Source organism: Streptomyces sp. NPDC058295 (assembly GCF_042880655.1).
GTDB classification, from domain to species: domain Bacteria; phylum Actinomycetota; class Actinomycetes; order Streptomycetales; family Streptomycetaceae; genus Streptomyces; species Streptomyces coriariae.
Genome location: NZ_JBHVYO010000014.1, coordinates 67,898 through 85,889 on the forward strand (window position 1 = coordinate 67,898; position 17,992 = coordinate 85,889).

The 17,992-nt window shown below is 70.5% G+C and carries 18 protein-coding genes; 17 read left to right on the forward strand and 1 reads right to left on the reverse strand.

Features of this window, described 5'->3' with window-relative positions:
- The 5 genes from ACFVYS_RS17210 to ffh all read left to right on the forward strand — a co-directional run.
- A partial coding sequence (locus ACFVYS_RS17210) for a hypothetical protein (protein WP_389502810.1) occupies positions 1–1,089 on the forward strand: 1,089 nt, incomplete at its 5' end.
- A 346-nt stretch (positions 1,090–1,435) separates the two neighbouring features.
- Positions 1,436–2,782 carry an ammonium transporter gene (locus ACFVYS_RS17215; RefSeq protein ID WP_389502812.1) on the forward strand — a complete coding sequence of 449 codons (1,347 nt, stop codon included), beginning with the start codon at positions 1,436–1,438 and terminating at the stop codon, positions 2,780–2,782.
- Positions 2,779–3,117, forward strand: coding sequence for a P-II family nitrogen regulator (locus ACFVYS_RS17220; RefSeq protein ID WP_003997576.1), 339 nt, complete (start codon positions 2,779–2,781; stop codon positions 3,115–3,117). The genes ACFVYS_RS17215 and ACFVYS_RS17220 overlap by 4 nt, the downstream gene beginning before the upstream one ends.
- Positions 3,118–3,143: 26 nt before the next feature.
- The gene (locus ACFVYS_RS17225) at positions 3,144–5,594 is read left to right on the forward strand and encodes a [protein-PII] uridylyltransferase (protein ID WP_389502814.1); all 2,451 of its coding nucleotides are present in this window, start codon (positions 3,144–3,146) and stop codon (positions 5,592–5,594) included.
- A gap of 122 nt (positions 5,595–5,716) precedes the next feature.
- Positions 5,717–7,267, forward strand: coding sequence for a signal recognition particle protein (gene ffh, locus ACFVYS_RS17230; RefSeq protein WP_389502816.1), 1,551 nt, complete (start codon positions 5,717–5,719; stop codon positions 7,265–7,267).
- 206 nt (positions 7,268–7,473) lie between these two features.
- Here the strand turns inward: ffh and ACFVYS_RS17235 are convergent, their stop codons facing one another.
- Positions 7,474–8,355: a class I SAM-dependent methyltransferase gene (locus tag ACFVYS_RS17235; protein ID WP_389502818.1), complete on the reverse strand. Its 882-nt coding sequence runs from the start codon at positions 8,353–8,355 to the stop codon at positions 7,474–7,476.
- A 199-nt stretch (positions 8,356–8,554) separates the two neighbouring features.
- Here ACFVYS_RS17235 and proS point away from each other — a divergent pair, with 199 nt between their 5' ends.
- From proS to ACFVYS_RS17295, 12 genes are all read left to right on the forward strand, one after another.
- Positions 8,555–9,970, forward strand: coding sequence for a proline--tRNA ligase (gene proS, locus ACFVYS_RS17240; RefSeq protein ID WP_389502820.1), 1,416 nt, complete (start codon positions 8,555–8,557; stop codon positions 9,968–9,970).
- Between the two features lie 261 nt (positions 9,971–10,231).
- Positions 10,232–10,828, forward strand: a complete 597-nt coding sequence (locus ACFVYS_RS17245; protein ID WP_028806665.1) for a hypothetical protein — start codon at positions 10,232–10,234, stop codon at positions 10,826–10,828.
- Between the two features lie 286 nt (positions 10,829–11,114).
- Entirely contained in the window at positions 11,115–11,534 is a 420-nt protein-coding gene (gene rpsP, locus ACFVYS_RS17250) for a 30S ribosomal protein S16 (RefSeq protein WP_054239730.1), read from the forward strand.
- A gap of 5 nt (positions 11,535–11,539) precedes the next feature.
- A complete protein-coding gene (locus tag ACFVYS_RS17255) occupies positions 11,540–11,779 on the forward strand; it encodes an RNA-binding protein (RefSeq protein WP_003973401.1) in 240 nt (79 codons plus the stop codon).
- 113 nt (positions 11,780–11,892) lie between these two features.
- Entirely contained in the window at positions 11,893–12,495 is a 603-nt protein-coding gene (rimM, locus tag ACFVYS_RS17260; RefSeq protein WP_389502822.1) for a ribosome maturation factor RimM, read from the forward strand.
- Positions 12,495–13,328, forward strand: a complete 834-nt coding sequence (gene trmD, locus ACFVYS_RS17265; protein ID WP_054239728.1) for a tRNA (guanosine(37)-N1)-methyltransferase TrmD — start codon at positions 12,495–12,497, stop codon at positions 13,326–13,328. Before rimM ends, trmD begins: the two co-directional genes overlap by 1 nt.
- A 137-nt stretch (positions 13,329–13,465) precedes the next feature.
- The gene (gene rplS / locus ACFVYS_RS17270; RefSeq protein WP_389502824.1) at positions 13,466–13,816 is read left to right on the forward strand and encodes a 50S ribosomal protein L19; all 351 of its coding nucleotides are present in this window, start codon (positions 13,466–13,468) and stop codon (positions 13,814–13,816) included.
- Between the two features lie 45 nt (positions 13,817–13,861).
- Positions 13,862–14,593, forward strand: coding sequence for a signal peptidase I (lepB, locus tag ACFVYS_RS17275; protein ID WP_389502826.1), 732 nt, complete (start codon positions 13,862–13,864; stop codon positions 14,591–14,593).
- The gene (lepB, locus tag ACFVYS_RS17280) at positions 14,586–15,683 is read left to right on the forward strand and encodes a signal peptidase I (protein ID WP_389502828.1); all 1,098 of its coding nucleotides are present in this window, start codon (positions 14,586–14,588) and stop codon (positions 15,681–15,683) included. Before lepB (ACFVYS_RS17275) ends, lepB (ACFVYS_RS17280) begins: the two co-directional genes overlap by 8 nt.
- Positions 15,571–16,554, forward strand: coding sequence for a signal peptidase I (gene lepB, locus ACFVYS_RS17285; protein ID WP_389502830.1), 984 nt, complete (start codon positions 15,571–15,573; stop codon positions 16,552–16,554). Before lepB (ACFVYS_RS17280) ends, lepB (ACFVYS_RS17285) begins: the two co-directional genes overlap by 113 nt.
- A 121-nt stretch (positions 16,555–16,675) precedes the next feature.
- Complete coding sequence (lepB, locus tag ACFVYS_RS17290) at positions 16,676–17,452, forward strand: signal peptidase I (RefSeq protein ID WP_389502832.1); 777 nt, start codon at positions 16,676–16,678, stop codon at positions 17,450–17,452.
- Positions 17,442–17,978, forward strand: coding sequence for an NUDIX hydrolase (locus ACFVYS_RS17295; protein WP_389502834.1), 537 nt, complete (start codon positions 17,442–17,444; stop codon positions 17,976–17,978). Before lepB (ACFVYS_RS17290) ends, ACFVYS_RS17295 begins: the two co-directional genes overlap by 11 nt.
- Positions 17,979–17,992 lie beyond the last annotated feature (14 nt).

The window sequence follows — 17,992 nt, forward strand, 5'->3', positions numbered from 1 at the left end:
CGCGGCTTCCTCGGGACCTCGCTCGCCCTGTGCGCGGGCCCGTCCCTCATCGAGCCCATGCAGCGCTGGCTCGTCCCCTCGCCGCCCGCCCCGATCGAGGAACCGGACTCGGTCCCGACCAGCCGGGCCCGCGGCCGGCTCTCCCGGCCCGAGCTGGACCTGCTGGAGTCCACCACCGTGATGTTCCGGCAGTGGGACGCCCAGTGCGGCGGCGGGCTGCGCCGCAAGGCCGTCGTCGGGCAGCTGCACGAGGTGACGGACCTCCTCCAGGAGCCGCAGCCCGAGTCCACCGCGAGGAGGCTCTTCAAGGTCGCCGCCGAACTGGCGGAGCTCGCGGGCTGGATGAGCTACGACGTGGGGCTCCAGCCCACCGCGCAGAAGTACTTCGTGCTCGCCCTGCACGCGGCGAAGGAGGCCGGCGACCGGCCGCTCGGCAGCTACGTGCTGTCCAGCATGAGCCGCCAGATGATCCACCTCGGCCGGCCCGAGGACGCCCTGGAACTGATCCACCTCGCGCAGTACGGCAGCCGGGACTGCGCGAGCCCGCGCACCCAGTCCATGCTGTATGCGATGGAGGCCCGCGCCTATGCCAACATGGGGCAGCCCGGCCGGTGCAAGCGGGCGGTGCGGATGGCCGAGGACACCTTCGCCGAATCGGACGAGTGGGACGAGCCGGACCCCGACTGGATCCGCTTCTTCTCCGAGGCCGAGCTCTACGGCGAGAACAGCCACTCGTTCCGCGACCTCGCCTATGTCGCCGGCCGCAGCCCCACCTACGCCTCGCTGGCCGAACCCCTGATGCGCAAGGCCGTGCAGCTGTTCGCGGGCGACCACGACCACCAGCGGTCCTATGTGCTGAACCTGATCGGCATGGCCACGGTGCACCTCCTCCAGCGCGAGCCCGCGCAGAGCGCCACCCTCGCCACCCAGGCCATGAAGGAGGCCAAGAAGGTGCGCTCCGAGCGCGTCAACACTCGTATCCGAAAGACCGTCGACAGCGCCGTACGCGATTTCGGGGATCTCTCCGAGGTCGTGGACCTGACCGAGCGCCTCACCATCGAGCTGCCGGAGACGGCCGAAGCGGTCTGATCCGGCTGATCCACAGAGCAGGACCAAGCAGGACCCCGGAACTCCGGCCGCGGCCGGCCCTCCCGAACTGCCCGACTCGGCTCCCCCAGCCAGGTCATTCGGAAGGCCGCCCGCGGCCGGTTTGTTGCGTTCTCCGAAGGTTGCGCCACGATAACGATCCACTCGGCGAACATCAGCCAGTTCATCGAGGCGTAACGCACGAGGCGCCTTCGTCACAGCGGCGAAACAACGAGGGGCGTCCACCGAAACCGCGCTGCGCGAATCTCATGGCGCATAACCGGCCCACCCCTCACGACCCGCTCTGGCTTCGCCCGCACGGGGCCGTACCTACGACGAGGAGACGCCGATGGCACAGGCCGCCATCACGCTTGCGGCGGACGCACCCACGCTGTCGTCCGCGAACACAGGCTTCATGCTCATCTGTTCCGCCCTGGTACTGATCATGACCCCGGGCCTCGCCTTCTTCTACGGAGGCATGGTCCGCGTCAAGAGCACGCTCAACATGTTGATGATGAGCTTCATCAGCATCGGGATCGTCACCATCCTGTGGGTGTTGTACGGCTTCTCCCTCGCTTTCGGTACCGACTCCGGCAGCCTCATCGGCTGGAACTCCGACTGGGTGGGCCTCAGCAACATCGGCCTGACGGAGCTGTGGGACGGCTACACCATCCCGATCTTCGTGTTCATGGTCTTCCAGATGATGTTCGCGATCATCACGCCCGCGCTGATAAGCGGTGCGTTGGCCGACCGCGTCAAGTTCTCCGCGTGGGCGCTGTTCGTCGCCCTGTGGGCCACGGTCGTCTACTTCCCGGTCGCGCACTGGGTCTGGGGCGCCGGCGGCTGGGCCTTCGAGCTGGGTGTCATCGACTTCGCCGGTGGTACGGCGGTGCACATCAACGCCGGTGCCGCGGCCCTCGGCGTGATCCTCGTCATCGGTAAGCGCGTCGGGTTCAAGAAGGACCCGATGCGCCCGCACAGCCTGCCGCTGGTCATGCTCGGCGCCGGTCTGCTGTGGTTCGGCTGGTTCGGCTTCAACGCCGGCTCGTGGCTCGGCAACGACGACGGCGTCGGCGCGCTGATGTTCGTCAACACGCAGGTCGCCACCGCCGCCGCCATGCTCGCCTGGCTCGTCTACGAGAAGATCCGGCACGGCGCGTTCACCACGCTGGGCGCCGCCTCCGGTGCGGTCGCCGGTCTGGTCGCCATCACCCCCTCGGGTGGTGCGGTCACCCCGCTCGGCGCGATCGCCGTCGGCGCCATCGCCGGTCTGCTGTGCGCCATGGCCGTCGGCCTGAAGTACAAGTTCGGTTACGACGACTCGCTCGACGTCGTCGGCGTCCACCTGGTAGGCGGTGTCGTCGGCTCCCTGCTGATCGGCTTCTTCGCCAGCGGCAAGGGCCAGTCCACGGCGACCGGTGTCTTCTACGGCAACCACTCCTTCGACCAGCTGTGGAAGCAGTGCGCCGGCGTCTTCGCGGTCCTCGCCTACTCGCTGGTGGTCTCCGCGATCCTCGCCTTCCTCCTCGACAAGACCATCGGCATGCGGGTCTCCGAGGACGACGAGGTGGCCGGCATCGACCAGGCCGAGCACGCCGAGACCGCATACGACTTCAGCGGGGCCGGTGGCGGCGTCCGCACGACCGCCCTCCCCCCGACCGCGGTCACCGACGCGAGCAAGAAGGTGGACGCATGAAGCTCATCACCGCCGTCGTGAAGCCTCACCGGCTCGACGAGATCAAGGAAGCCCTTCAGGCCTTCGGCGTCCACGGTCTGACGGTCACCGAGGCCAGCGGTTACGGTCGTCAGCGGGGACACACCGAGGTCTACCGTGGCGCCGAGTACACGGTCGACCTGGTTCCCAAGATCCGCATCGAGGTGCTGGCCGAGGACGACGACGCCGAACAGCTGATCGACGTCATCGTCAAGGCGGCCCGTACCGGCAAGATCGGTGACGGCAAGGTCTGGTCCCTTCCGGTCGAGACGGCCGTACGGGTCCGCACCGGCGAGCGCGGCCCGGACGCGCTCTGACGGCAGAACAGAACAGGAGTCGCTGGGTGACGAGTACGGACGTGCGCAAGGATGCAGAGGACTCGGGACCCAGCGGCTACGCGGCGGCCCGGCTGCGCCTCCTCACCGAGGGGGCGCGGTCCGGGCCGTCGCGCCGTTCCGCCCTCGCGGAACTGACCGACGACTGGCTGTCGGGGCTCTTCACGGCCGGAACCGAGGACCTGAAGGGCGTGTCCCTGGTCGCCGTCGGCGGCTACGGCCGGGGCGAGCTGTCCCCGCGCAGCGACCTCGACCTCCTCCTGCTGCACGACGGCGCCGACGCCAAGGCGGTCGCCGCCCTCGCCGACCGGCTCTGGTACCCCGTGTGGGACCTGGGCCTCGCGCTCGACCACTCCGTCCGCACCCCGGCCGAGGCCCGCAAGACCGCCGGGGAGGACCTCAAGGTCCAGCTCGGCCTCCTCGACGCCCGCCACCTCGTCGGCGACCCCGGTCTCACGGCGGGACTGCGTACGGCCGTCCTCGCCGACTGGCGCAACCAGGCGCCCAAGCGCCTCCCCGAGCTCCAGGAACTCTGCGTCGAGCGCGCCGAACGCCAGGGCGAGCTCCAGTACCTGCTGGAGCCGGACCTGAAGGAGGCGCGGGGCGGGCTGAGGGACGCCACCGCGCTGCGGGCCGTCGCCGCCTCCTGGCTGGCCGACGCGCCCCGCGAGGGCCTCGACGACGCCCGGCGCCGGCTCCTCGACGTGCGGGACGCCCTGCACCTGGCCACCGGCCGCGCCACCGACCGCCTGGCCCTCCAGGAACAGGACCAGGTGGCCGCCGAGCTGGGCCTGCTGGACGCCGACACGCTGCTGCGGCAGGTGTACGAGGCGGCCCGCGTCATTTCGTACGCGAGTGATGTCACCTGGCGCGAAGTGGGGCGCGTGCTGAGGTCGCGCGCCGTGCGGCCGCGGCTGCGCGCCATGCTCGGTGGCGGCAAGCCCGTGGCCGAGCGCTCGCCGCTCGCCGAAGGAGTGGTCGAGCAGGACGGCGAGGTGGTGCTCGCCCGTGCCGCCCGCCCCGAACGCGACCCCGTGCTCCCGCTGCGTGCCGCGGCCGCCGCCGCGCAGGCCGGTCTCCCGCTCTCCCTGCACGCCGTACGACGCCTCGCCGCCACCGTGCGCCCGCTGCCCACGCCCTGGCCCGCAGAAGCCCGTGAGCAGCTCGTGACCCTGCTCGGCTCGGGCCAGCCCACCATCGAGGTCTGGGAGGCGCTGGAGGCCGAGGGCCTGATCACACGGTTGCTGCCCGACTGGGAGCGGGTGCGCTGCCGCCCGCAGCGCAACGCCGTGCACATCTGGACCGTCGACCGGCACCTCATCGAGACCGCCGTCCGCGCCTCCGAGTTCACCCGCCGGGTCAGCCGCCCCGACCTTCTCCTCGTCTCCGCGCTGCTGCACGACATCGGCAAGGGCTGGCCCGGCGACCACTCGGTCGCGGGCGAGATCATCGCCAAGGACGTCGCCGCCCGGATCGGCTTCGACCGCGCCGAGGTCGCCGTCCTCTCCACGCTCGTACGGCATCACCTGCTGCTGATCGAGACGGCCACCCGGCGCGACCTGGAGGATCCGGCCACGGTCCGCTCGGTCGCCGAGGCGGTCGGCTCGCCGAGCACCCTGGAGCTGCTGCACGCGCTCACCGAGGCGGACGCGCTGGCCACCGGCCCCGCCGCCTGGTCGTCCTGGCGAGGTTCGCTCGTGGCGGACCTGGTCAAGCGGGTGGCCGCGGTGCTCGCCGGGGACGAGCCGGACGAGCCCGACGCCGCCGCGCCCACCGCCGAGCAGGAACGGCTCGCCATCGAGGCGGTCGCCACCAGCGGCCCGGTGCTGGCCCTGCGCGCCCAGACCGAGCCCCCCGCCGCGGAGGACCGGCCGGCGGACGACCCCGAGCCGCTCGGTGTGGAACTGCTCATCGCCGTTCCCGACCAGGAGGGCGTGCTGCCCGCCGTGGCCGGCGTCCTCGCCATGCACCGGCTGACCGTCCGCACCGCCGAGCTGCGCGCCCTGGACCTGCCGACCGGGGTCGAGGGCTCCGTCCTGCTGCTGAACTGGCGGGTCGCCGCCGAGTACGGCTCCCTGCCCCAGGCAGCCCGGCTGCGCGCCGACCTGGTACGCGCCCTGGACGGCTCGCTGGACATCGCCGGACGGCTCGCCGAACGGGACGCCGCCTACCCCCGTCGGCGGGGCGTCGTCGCGCCTCCGCCGCGGGTGACGGTGGCCCCGGCGGCCTCCCGGCACGCGACGGTCATCGAGGTACGCGCGCAGGACGCGCCGGGGCTGCTGTTCCGGATCGGCCGGGCCCTGGAGGACGAGGGACTGCGGGTCCGCAGCATGCACGTCTCGACCCTCGGCGCGAACGCCGTGGACGCCTTCTACGTCACCGGCGCGGAGGGCGCGCCGCTGCCCGGCGACGAGGCCGCCTCGGTGACCCGCAAGCTGGAGGAGACACTGCGCGCGTGACCGTGTGCCGCGTGGCACGCGTCCCCGCCCGCTGATTGCAGCAGGCGGGGACGAATGTCTTGCGCGGCCGGATACCCTGGAAGACGCTCAGACTGCCCCCGACTCCGAGGACCGACGCCGCCGTGTTCGATACTCTTTCCGATCGCCTTTCAGCGACCTTCAAGAACTTGCGCGGCAAGGGGCGCTTGAGCGAAGCGGACATCGACGCCACGGCGCGCGAGATCCGCATCGCACTCCTCGAAGCGGACGTGGCCCTGCCGGTCGTCCGCACGTTCATCAAGAACGTCAAGGAACGCGCGCTCGGCGCCGATGTCTCCAGGGCGCTGAACCCCGCCCAGCAGGTCCTGAAGATCGTCAACGAGGAACTCGTCACGATCCTCGGTGGCGAGACCCGGCGGCTGCGGTTCGCCAAGCAGCCGCCGACCGTGATCATGCTCGCCGGTCTCCAGGGTGCCGGTAAGACCACCCTCGCCGGCAAGCTCGGCCGCTGGCTGAAGGAGCAGGGCCACTCGCCGCTGCTCGTCGCCTGTGACCTCCAGCGCCCCAACGCCGTCAACCAGCTCAGCGTCGTCGCCGAGCGCGCCGGCGTGGCCGTGTACGCCCCGCAGCCCGGTAACGGGGTGGGCGACCCGGTCCAGGTCGCCAAGGACTCGATCGAGTTCGCGAAGACCAAGGTCCACGACATCGTGATCGTGGACACCGCCGGCCGCCTCGGCATCGACGCCGAGCTGATGCGGCAGGCCGCGGACATCCGCGACGCCGTCTCGCCCGACGAGATCCTCTTCGTCGTCGACGCGATGATCGGTCAGGACGCCGTCAACACGGCCGAGTCCTTCCGTGACGGCGTCGGCTTCGACGGTGTCGTGCTGTCGAAGCTCGACGGCGACGCCCGCGGTGGCGCGGCCCTGTCGATCGCCTCGGTGACCGGCAAGCCGATCATGTTCGCGTCGAACGGCGAGAAGCTCGACGAGTTCGACGCCTTCCACCCTGACCGGATGGCCTCCCGCATCCTCGACATGGGTGACCTGCTCACCCTGATCGAGCAGGCGGAGAAGACGTTCAGTCAGGAAGAGGCCGAGAAAATGGCCTCCAAGCTGGCGTCCAAGAAGGGCCAGGACTTCACCCTGGACGACTTCCTGGCCCAGATGGAGCAGGTCAGGAAGATGGGCAGCATCAGCAAGCTGCTCGGCATGCTGCCCGGCATGGGTCAGATCAAGGACCAGATCGCCAACCTCGACGAGCGTGACGTCGACCGCACGGCCGCGATCATCAAGTCGATGACCCCGGCCGAGCGTCACGAGCCGACGATCATCAACGGCTCGCGCCGCGCCCGTATCGCCAAGGGCTCCGGCGTCGAGGTCAGCGCGGTGAAGGGCCTGGTCGAGCGGTTCTTCGAGGCCCGCAAGATGATGTCCCGGATGGCCCAGGGCGGCGGCATGCCCGGGATGCCGGGGATGCCGGGCATGGGTGGCGGCGCCGGCCGGCAGAAGAAGCAGCCGAAGCAGGCCAAGGGCAAGCAGCGCTCCGGCAACCCGATGAAGCGCAAGCAGCAGGAGCTGGAGGAGGCCCAGCGCCGCGAGGCCCAGGCCCAGGGCGGCAACGCGCTCGGGCTGCCGCAGCAGGGCGCCCAGGACTTCGAGCTGCCGGACGAGTTCAAGAAGTTCATGGGCTGACGGCCCGCCGCGGGTGGCTCGGCACCGAGCCACCCGGCCCGTCCGTACGCCGTGTGGGGCGCTCTTCCGTTCGCGGAGGGGCGCCCCACACGGCGTACGGAGGGGAAGCGGCTGCGCGCGGGCAGACGGACGCGCACCGGCGCACCGGCGTCACGCGGCCGGTGAAGGCCTAAGGGGAGACGTGGTCCTCGGGGGACGCGGGAGCTTCAGGGAGTACGCGCGATCAGGTACCGGAACACGTTGGGCATCCACACCGTCCCGTCCGGGCGCCGGTACGGGTGCAGCGCCTCGGTCAGTTCCTTGTCGACCTGCGCCTGGTCCGTCGCCGCGACCGCCGCGTCGAACAGCCCGGTGGACAGCAAACCCTTGAGGGCGCTCTCCACGTCGGCGTACCCGAAGGGGCAGGCCACCCGCCCCGATCCGTCCGGCCTCAGACCCGCCCGCCCGGCGACCTCCTCCAAGTCGTCGCGCAGCGCCGGGCGCAGCCGGACCGTGCTGCCGCGCAGCGGCTCGGCCAGCTTGGTCGCGATCCGCAACACCGCGGACGTGGCGCAGCGTTCCGGCGGACCCCAGCCGACGAGCACCACCGGTGCCCCGCGCGCGGCGAGCGGTGTCGTGGCCGCGAGCAGACCGCCGAGCCCGTCCGCGTCGCCCGCGAGACACCCGATCGGCTCGAACGCGGTCACCAGGTCGTACGCGCGCGTGCCCGGGCCGGCCGTGTGCTTGGGCAACCGGTCCGTGAGGCGGATGCCGTCACCGTCCCCGCGCGCACCCGCGGCCCGCTCCCCGGGCTCCTTCGGCAGCAGCCGCTCGCGCGCGAGGGCCAGCCGTTCGGGTGCGGACGGTTCGACGCCGGTGAGGGCCGCCGCGCCCCTGGAGGCCGCCATCAGCAGGGCGAGCCCCGAGCCGCAGCCGAGGGCGAGGAGCCTGGTGCCGGGCCCCACGTCCAGTCGCTCGTAGACGGCCTCGTAGAGCGGGACCAGCATCCGCTCCTGGATCTCCGACCAGTCACGCGCGCGTGCACCCGGGTCAGCGCGGGGCGTCGGCCCCGCGAGTGGCAGGTGCTGCCGCACGAGCGTAGGTGTCATGGATAAGCGCCCCAATCCGCCGAGAGTTGCCGCAGTAACCGATCAGGTGGCCCCCGTGCAGTGCGCCCGCACTTCCCCCGTATGCCAGGTAACTCCCCGTACGCGACGGCGTCCAGGGGTCTCGGGCCCCCGCTTGTGCGCCGGCTGTGCCTGTGGCGAGAATTCACGTTCCGGCAACTTGGGGCCGTACCATCGCGCCATGGCAAAGGCTCCCGTTCTCACCCCGCGGGCGGACGACTTCCCCCGCTGGTACCAGGATCTGATCAACAAGGCGGAACTGGCCGACAACGGACCGGTGCGCGGCACCATGGTGATCCGACCGTACGGTTACGGACTGTGGGAGCGGATGCAGGCGGAGATGGACGCCCGCATCAAGGAGACGGGCACCGAGAACGCGTACTTCCCGCTGCTGATCCCGCAGTCCTACCTCACGCGCGAGGCGGACCATGTCGAGGGATTCGCGCCCGAGTTGGCCGTGGTGACGCACGGGGGCGGCAAGGAGCTGGAGGAGCCGGCGGTCGTCCGGCCCACCTCCGAGACCATCGTCAACGAGTACTTCTCCAAGTGGGTGCAGAGCTACCGCGATCTGCCCCTGCTGATCAACCAGTGGGCCAACGTGGTCCGTTGGGAGCTGCGGCCCCGCCTCTTCCTGCGGACCTCCGAGTTCCTCTGGCAGGAGGGGCACACCGCGCACGCCACGTACGAGGAGGCCCGCGACTTCGCCGCGCGCATCCAGCGCGAGGTCTACGGCGACTTCCTGGAGAACGTCCTCGCGATCGACTTCGTCTCCGGCCGCAAGACGGTCAAGGAGCGCTTCGCGGGTGCCGTCAACACCCTCACCCTCGAGAGCATGATGGGCGACGGCAAGGCCCTCCAGATGGTCACCAGCCATGAGCTGGGCCAGAACTTCGCCAAGGCCTTCAACACCCGGTACCTGACGAAGGAGGGCACCCAGGAACTGGTCTGGCAGACCTCCTGGGGTTCGACGACCCGCATGATCGGCGCCCTGGTGATGACCCACGGCGACGACGACGGGCTGCGGGTGCCGCCGCGGCTGGCGCATGTCCAGGTCGTCGTCCTCGCGATCAAGGGCGACGAGGCGGTTCTGGCCAAGGTCCGCGAGCTGGGCGACCGGCTGAGGGCGGCGGGGCTCCGCGTCCGGGTGGACGACCGCACCGACGTCCCCTTCGGGCGGCGCGCTGTCGACTGGGAGCTCAAGGGCGTGCCCGTCCGCGTCGAGATCGGACCCCGTGACCTGGAGAACGGCACCGTGATGCTGGCCCGGCGCATCCCGGGAGGCAAGGAGCCGGTGGCGATCGACGCGCTCGAGGCCCTGCTGCCCGCCGTCCTCGAAGCGGACCAGGCGCTGCTGCTGCAGCAGTCCCGCGAGCGCCGCGAATCCCGCACGACCGACGTCTCGACGATCGAGGAGGCGGCCGAGGCGGCCGCCGCCGGCGGCTGGGCGCGCGTCCCGTGGGCGACCCTCGGCGAAGAAGGCGAGGCCAGGCTGGCCGAGCAGTCGCTGACCGTACGCTGTCTGATCGCGGAGGACGGGTCGGTGCCGGACGACGGGGACGCCCCCGGTAACGTCGCGATCGTCGCGCGCGCTTACTGAGACGGCGCCCTCCGCTCGCGAGAGCGACCGAAACGTCTCTTGCGCCCCTGCGGAACATCCCTGCCCCGGCGTGCGGACATCGTCTACGCGCCGGGTCGTACGTGGGCCTACGCACCACCTTGGTAGGAGCTGTGAGGCTTCTCCGCAGATCAGCGCACCCGCCCTCGTCAGGACGCATCAGCGGCAACTGACGGGTACGTGCAAATTATTTGGGATGGCCCGGAATCGGAACACAGGGGCACCCCCGCTCGTTGTCATTACGTGAGCACGACACAGACACCACCTGTTCTCGCCGCAGAGCTGGCAGAGGCGTGGGCCGACATTCAGCGGTACCACCCCGAACTGCCGGATCTTGCCGCGCCAGAGTCCCTGATCGGGGAGTCGTCGTCCGCCTGCGGTCACGAGCTCTCCTTCGAGCGACTGCTTCACGAGGCAGTCCATGGCATCGCCGCCGCCCGCGGCGTGCGCGACACCTCCCGCGCCGGCCGCTACCACAACCGCAGATTCCTCGCGATCGCCGAGGAGCTGGGTCTGGACCACCCCGAGGAGCCCCACCCCAGCAGCGGCTTCTCCCTGGTCACGCTCAACCCCGAGGCCAAGCGGCGCTACCGCCCGACGATCGAGCGCCTCCAGCGGGCCCTCAAGGCCCATCTGGCGGCCACCTCCTCCGACACCACCCGCAGCTTCCGCGGTCCGGCGGCCCGGCACGGCTCCTCCGGCGGCGGCGTCCGGGTCAAGGCCGTGTGCGACTGCGGCCGCAACGTGCGGGTCGTACCGTCGGTCCTGGCCCAGGCGCCGATCGTTTGCGGGGGTTGCGGCAAGCCGTTCCGGATCCCGGAGATCGCGGGCGCGGCCTAGGCGCGAGCCGTCATGCACCGGCATCTCGTGGCTGCCGGTTCAGCGTGATGCGGGGGGCCGTCGAAGGCGGCGCCCCGCAAGCGCCGGGCGTTTCTGCCGCATGCCCGGAAACCACCCGCGGCCGGAAGGCACCCGCGCGGTGTGGCACAATGGACAGCTGTACTCGACAGTCGCATAGGACCCCTCTCTCCTCCGGCTGACGCGTCCATCGGGCACTCGGGTACCGCAACCCCACGCGGCCATCTCGCCGTGCCCAACCACGTCAAGACCAGGAGACACCACTTCCGTGGCAGTCAAGATCAAGCTGAAGCGTCTGGGCAAGATCCGCGCGCCTCACTACCGCATCGTCGTCGCCGACTCCCGCACCCGTCGTGACGGTCGTGCGATCGAGGAGATCGGCAAGTACCAGCCGACGTACCACCCGTCGATCATCGAGGTCGACGCCGACCGCGTGGCGTACTGGCTGGGTGTCGGCGCGCAGCCGACCGAGCCGGTGCTCGCCATTCTGAAGAAGACCGGCGACTGGCAGAAGTTCAAGGGCGAGCCCGCCCCGGCGCCGCTGCTCGTCGCCGAGCCGAAGAAGGCTCGCCCCGTGTTCGAGGCCCTCGGTGGCGACGACTCGGGCAAGGGTGAGGCCATCACCCAGAAGAAGAAGGCTGAGAAGAAGGACGAGGCTGCCGCCGAGTCCGAGTCGACCGAGGCCTGAGCAGCATGCTCGAAGAGGCGCTTGAGCACCTCGTGAAGGGCATCGTCGACAACCCCGACGATGTGCAGGTCGCCTCGCGCAACCTGCGCCGCGGGCGGGTGCTCGAGGTCCGGGTCCATCCCGACGACCTCGGCAAGGTGATCGGCCGCAACGGCCGCACCGCACGCGCTCTGCGCACCGTCGTGGGCGCCATCGGCGGCCGTGGCGTCCGCGTCGACCTCGTCGACGTGGATCACGTTCGCTGACGCGTTTCGCAGCACCGGCTCGGGCCGGGGAGGGCCACTGGCCGTCCCCGGCCCGTAGTCGTTACGGCAGTCGTGATGACAGGTACGACAGGTACGACAGGAGATCTTCAGAAGTGCAGCTCGTAGTCGCGCGGATCGGCCGCGCCCACGGCATCAAGGGCGAGGTCACCGTCGAGGTACGCACCGACGAGCCGGAGCAGCGGCTCGCGCCCGGCGCCGTCCTGGCCACGGACCCGGCCTCGACCGGCCCGCTGACCATCGAGACCGGCCGCGTCCACAGCGGTCGTCTCCTCCTGCGCTTCGAAGGGGTGCGGGACCGCACCGCCGCCGAAGCCCTGCGCAACACCCTCCTGATCGCCGAGATCGATCCCGAGGAGCTGCCCGAGGAGGAGGACGAGTACTACGACCACCAGCTGATGGACCTGGACGTGGTCACCAAGGACGGCCTCGAGGTCGGCCGGATCACCGAGATCTCGCACCTGCCCTCCCAGGACCTCTTCATCGTCGAGCGGCCCGACGGCAGCGAGGTGATGATCCCCTTCGTCGAGGCGATCGTCACCGAGATCGACCTCGAGGAGCAGCGGGCCGTCATCGACCCGCCGCCCGGTCTGATCGACGACCAGGCCGAGATCGCGTCCGCGCGGGACGAGGCCGAGGACGCGGGCACGGACGCGGGCACTGATGGGGACGCGGACGGGAACGGGGACCGGCCGTAATGCGCCTCGACGTTCTCACGATCTTCCCCGAGTACCTCGACCCGCTGAACGTCTCCCTCGTCGGCAAGGCACGCGCGCGTGGCCGGCTCGACGTACAGGTGCACGACCTGCGGGAGTGGACGTACGACCGGCACAACACGGTCGACGACACTCCCTACGGCGGCGGACCCGGCATGGTCATGAAGACCGACCCCTGGGGTGACGCCCTCGACACCGTCCTGGCCGACGGCTACGAGCGGGGCTCGCACGCGCCCGCGATCGTCGTCCCGACCCCCAGCGGCCGGCCCTTCACCCAGGAACTCGCGGTCGAGCTCTCCGAGCGCCCCTGGCTGATCTTCACCCCGGCCCGATACGAGGGCATCGACCGGCGGGTCATCGACGAGTACGCCACCCGGATCCCCGTCTACGAGGTCTCCATCGGCGACTACGTCCTGGCCGGCGGGGAGGCCGCCGTCCTGGTCGTCACCGAGGCCGTGGCACGCCTGCTGCCCGGCGTGCTCGGCAACGCCGAGTCCCACCGCGACGACTCCTTCGCCCCCGGCGCCATGGCCAACCTGCTGGAGGGCCCCGTCTACACCAAGCCGCCCGCCTGGCGCGGCCGGGAGATCCCCGAGGTGCTGCTCAGCGGCCACCACGGCAAGATCGCCCGCTGGCGCCGGGACGAGGCCCTGCGGCGCACGACGGCCAACCGGCCCGACCTGATCGAGCGCTGCGAGCCGAAGACCTTCGACAAGAAGGACCGCGAGATGCTCTCCATCCTGGGTTGGACGCCCGACCCGGAGGGTGCGCCGTACGGTCGATTTTGGCGCAGGACCGACGGCGTGGAACAATAGGTCGCTGTTGTGCGCCGTCCGGTGTGCGCCCCTGCCGCAGGGGGACACGACGCCCGCCTCGACGGGCACACGGCACTCAATCTTCGAACATCTAGTTCCGTTGATGACCTGTGGCATCAGCGAAGAAAGCAGACGAAATGTCTCACCTGCTCGACTCAGTCGACGCCGCGTCGCTGCGCAGCGACGTCCCGGCCTTCCGCCCGGGTGACACCGTCAACGTCCACGTCCGCGTCATCGAGGGCAACCGCTCCCGTGTGCAGCAGTTCAAGGGCGTAGTCATCCGCCGCCAGGGCGCCGGTGTCCGCGAGACCTTCACGGTCCGCAAGGTCTCCTTCTCCGTCGGCGTCGAGCGCACCTTCCCGGTGCACACCCCGATCGTCGAGAAGATCGAGCTCGTCACCCGCGGTGACGTGCGTCGCGCCAAGCTCTACTACCTGCGCGAGCTGCGCGGCAAGGCCGCGAAGATCAAGGAGAAGCGCGACCACTGAGTGCTTTCAGGGGTTCATAGAGCGGCCGGATAGCATCTGGCCCCGATGGACACCGAAGCTCAGCCGACGACGGAGCGCGACCGCTCCTCCCACCCTTCCGTTCCCGCGGACGTCTCCCAGGAGACCCCGGAGGCGGAAGGACCGGAGGGACGGTCGCGTTTCGCGTTGGCGGGGCGGATCACGGAGTGGCTCCCGGGGGGCCGGATCAGTCTGACCCTGCTGATCTGCCTGCTGTTTTTGCTGGTCCTCAACGCTTTCGTGGCGCAACCATTCCAGATTCCCAGCGGATCCATGGAAAACGGATTGAGGATCGGCGACCGCGTTCTCGTAAATAAGTTGGCGTACCGTTTCGGTGCCGAGCCGCGGCGCGGCGATGTCGTCGTGTTCGACGGCACCGGGTACTTCGGGAACTTCGACTACATCAAGCGCGTCGTGGGTGTAGGGGGAGATCACGTGGTCTGCTGCGACAAGGAGGGGAGGATCAAGGTGAACGGCCGGTCGGTCGACGAGTCGACGTTCCTGTATCCCGGCGACGGCGCGTCCACCGTGGACTTCGACGTGGTCGTGCCCGAGGGCACCCTCTTCGTCCTCGGTGACCACCGCAGCCACTCCCGCGACTCCCGGGACCACCTCGGTTCACCGGGCGGCGGCATGATCCCCGTCGGCCGTGTGATCGGCCGTGCCGACTGGATCCTCTGGCCCTACGCGCACCTCACCCGTCTGCCCCGCCCGAGCGCCTACGCGCGCGTGCCCGGCGCGGAGGGGGCCCATGGGTAACCGTGGAAGGCCGCGCAACATCCCGACCAGCGCCGCGGACAACCTGCTGCCCACCGGCGCCCGGCGCACCTCCAGCGCGGGCGGCGGTCGCACGCGCGCGGAGCGGCGCAAGCTCCAGCGCAAGGTCAAGCGCAAGCGCAGGCGCTCGGCCGTCCGGGAGGTACCGCTGCTGGTCGGTGTGGCCGTCCTGATAGCCCTGGTCCTGAAGACCTTCCTGGTGCAGGCCTTCGTGATCCCGTCCGGCTCCATGGAGCAGACGATCCGGATCGGCGACCGTGTCCTGGTCGACAAGTTCACCCCGTGGTTCGGTTCCAAGCCCGAGCGCGGGGACGTCGTCGTCTTCAAGGATCCCGGCGGCTGGCTCAACGACGAGCAGACCACCACCAAGAAGGAGGACCCGGTCGGCGTCAAGCAGATCAAGGAAGGGCTCACCTTCATCGGTCTGCTGCCGTCCGACAACGAGAAGGACCTCATCAAGCGGGTCGTCGGGGTGGGCGGCGACCGCGTCGTGTGCTGTGACACGCAGGGGCGGGTCACCGTCAACGGCGTGCCTCTGGAGGAGGGGGCGTATCTGTATCCCGGCAACGACCCCTCCAGCACGTCGTTCGACATCACCGTCCCCCAGGGGCGGCTGTGGGTGATGGGCGATCACCGGGCCAACTCCGCCGACTCCCGGGCCCACCAGAACACCGATTACGGCGGCACCGTCTCGGAGGACGAGGTGGTGGGGCGGGCCATGGTCATCGCCTGGCCGCTGGGGCACTGGGTCCGTCTCAAGGAACCGCAAACTTTCGCATCCGTGACCGCCTCGGCCGCCACGGCGACCGCGTCCGCCCAGCTGTCGCATAGGGTTGCCCCCGGCGATCCGAACGGATCGGTTCGACAACTCCCGAGCCCTGCGGAACTCCCGCTCGTTATGGGAGTGGTGGGCCTGCGTCGTACGTGGGGCAGGCAGCGGCACAGAGTGAGGAGTTGGCGTGGGGGATGTGGCGGTTGGCGCACGGTCCGGGCACGACGGCGAGGAGCACCGCGGTCATCCCGTGGGAGCCGCCGACCCGGCTTCCGACAGCGCCGTGACCTCCGGGAGTGACCCGGCGGCGGGCGGCGACGGCCCGCCGACGGACGAGCCGCCCCGGACCGGTGGCGAGGGGTCCGGCGGCCCGGCCCCGAAGCCGAAGAAGCCCCGCTCCTTCTGGAAGGAGCTGCCGATCCTGATCGGTATCGCGCTCGTCCTCGCGCTGCTGATCAAGACGTTCCTAGTGCAGGCGTTCTCCATCCCGTCCGCCTCGATGGAGAACACCCTCAAGGAGGGCGACCGGGTCCTCGTCGACAAGCTGACCCCGTGGTTCGGTTCCGAGCCGGAGCGCGGCGAGGTCGTCGTCTTCCACGACCCCGACAACTGGCTGGCGGGCGAGGCCACGGCCGATCCGAACGCCTTCCAGACCGTCCTCAGCTGGATCGGCCTGATGCCGTCCGCCGAGGAGAAGGACCTGATCAAGCGGGTCATCGGGGTCGGCGGCGACACCATCTCGTGCAAGGGCACGGGCCCGCTCACGGTCAACGGCAAGGCGCTGAACGAGGCGTCGTACGTGTACCCCGGCAACACCCCGTGCAGCCAGGACGACCAGGGCGGCCAGTTCACCGTGAAGGTCCCCAAGGGCTTCATCTGGGTCATGGGTGACCACCGTCAGAACTCGCGCGACTCGCGCTACAACCAGTCGGACAAGAACCACGGCATGGTGCCCGTCGACCAGGTCGTCGGCCGTGCCGTCGTCAAGGCCTGGCCGCTCACCCGCTGGGGCACGCTGCCGGTGCCGGACACCTTCGACCAGGACGGCCTGAACACCCAGTCCGCCGGATCCGCGGCTCTGACGGTCGCCCCGCAGGGCCTCGCCCTCGTCGGCGTCGTCCCCGTCGTCCTGTGGCGTCGTCGGCGCGCGGAGGACTCCGCGGCCCGCTGACCTTCCGGCTTCCGCGCGGCCGCCACTCGGCAAACCCTTTCCCAAGCTTGTGACCAAGGCTCGGGAAGACCGGGGAAGAAGGGCTGACCCGGTTCGGTACCGCCGGGTAGGGTGCGGATCCATGGGTGGCGAGAGCACTACGCGTACGGCCCCGCACAGTGGCGGTGGCACCAACAGTGGCCCGGTGGGCAGCCGGACCGGACAGCGTCTGTCCGGACTGGCCGTCGCACTGGGCCTCGTGCTGTTCCTCGGCGGCTTCGGGTGGGGAGCTCTGCTCTACCGGCCGTACACCGTGCCCACCAGCTCCATGAGCCCGACGATCGCCGCCGGCGACCGGGTGCTGGCCGAGCGCGTCGACGGCGACGAGGTGCGCCGCGGGGACGTCGTCGTCTTCACCGACAAGACCTGGGCGAGCAACGCGCCCGTGGTCAAGCGGGTCGTCGCGGTCGGCGGCGACACGGTCTCCTGCTGCACCGAAGGCAAGCTGACCGTCAACGGCAAGGAGATCGAGGAACCGTATCTGCCCGCGGGCAGCCTCGCCGAGAACAAGAACATCCCGACCGTGAAGGTCCCGGACGGTCGGCTCTTCCTGCTCGGCGACGAGCGGGAGGGTTCCCTGGACTCCACCGCCCACCTCACGGACGCGGCCCAGGGCACGGTCGCGCGCAGCGCCGTCTCGGCCCGTGTCGACGCCGTGGTCTGGCCCATGAACGGCATGCTGGAGCGTCCCACGGGCTTCAAGACGCTCGGCGCCCTCTCCCAGCCGGGCCCGCTGGGCACCATCGGCTGGCTGATCGTCGCCGGTGGTGTGCTGGTCCTCGGTGGGGCGGCGTACGGCCCGATCGCCAAGCGGACGTCCGGCCGCCGTGCCCGGCCGGAGGCGGCCGGTGCCCGCTGAGACCACGGACGGGCCGACGGGCGCGGGCGTCGACTCGTACGAGGGCGGGCTGCGCAAGGTGGCCCGGGTCGTCCTCCTCGACCCACGGGACCGCATCCTGCTGCTGCACGGACATGAACCGGACGACCCGGCCGACAACTGGTGGTTCACCCCCGGCGGCGGTGTGGAGGGCGACGAGACCCGTGAGGAGGCGGCCCTGCGGGAACTCGTCGAGGAAACCGGCATCACCGAGGTCGAGCTCGGCCCGGTGCTGTGGCGGCGCAGGTGTTCCTTCCCGTTCGCGGGCCGCCGCTGGGACCAGGACGAGTGGTACTACCTGGCCCGTACGACGGTGACGGCGACCCGGGCCACGGCCCTGACCGAGCTGGAGCGGCGCAGCGTCGCCGGAGCACGTTGGTGGACCTGTGAGGAACTGACGCGGGCCCATGAGACGGTGTATCCGACCAGACTCGCCGAGCTGCTGCGCAGGCTGCTCGACGAAGGTCCTCCGGCCGGACCCGTAACCCTGGACACGGAAATCGTCTAGAGGCGCACGGGACT

What these genes read in the sequence shown, in the direction of transcription:
- ACFVYS_RS17215 (WP_389502812.1), top strand. Translation starts at nt 1,436, where the DNA reads ATGGCACAGGCCGCCATCACGCTTGCGGCGGACGCACCCACGCTGTCG.
- ACFVYS_RS17220 (WP_003997576.1), top strand. Translation starts at nt 2,779, where the DNA reads ATGAAGCTCATCACCGCCGTCGTGAAGCCTCACCGGCTCGACGAGATC.
- ACFVYS_RS17235 (WP_389502818.1), bottom strand. Translation starts at nt 8,355, where the DNA reads ATGACACCTACGCTCGTGCGGCAGCACCTGCCACTCGCGGGGCCGACG.
- proS (WP_389502820.1), top strand. Translation starts at nt 8,555, where the DNA reads ATGGCAAAGGCTCCCGTTCTCACCCCGCGGGCGGACGACTTCCCCCGC.
- ACFVYS_RS17255 (WP_003973401.1), top strand. Translation starts at nt 11,540, where the DNA reads ATGCTCGAAGAGGCGCTTGAGCACCTCGTGAAGGGCATCGTCGACAAC.
- trmD (WP_054239728.1), top strand. Translation starts at nt 12,495, where the DNA reads ATGCGCCTCGACGTTCTCACGATCTTCCCCGAGTACCTCGACCCGCTG.
- rplS (WP_389502824.1), top strand. Translation starts at nt 13,466, where the DNA reads ATGTCTCACCTGCTCGACTCAGTCGACGCCGCGTCGCTGCGCAGCGAC.
- lepB (WP_389502826.1), top strand. Translation starts at nt 13,862, where the DNA reads ATGGACACCGAAGCTCAGCCGACGACGGAGCGCGACCGCTCCTCCCAC.
- lepB (WP_389502828.1), top strand. Translation starts at nt 14,586, where the DNA reads ATGGGTAACCGTGGAAGGCCGCGCAACATCCCGACCAGCGCCGCGGAC.
- lepB (WP_389502832.1), top strand. Translation starts at nt 16,676, where the DNA reads ATGGGTGGCGAGAGCACTACGCGTACGGCCCCGCACAGTGGCGGTGGC.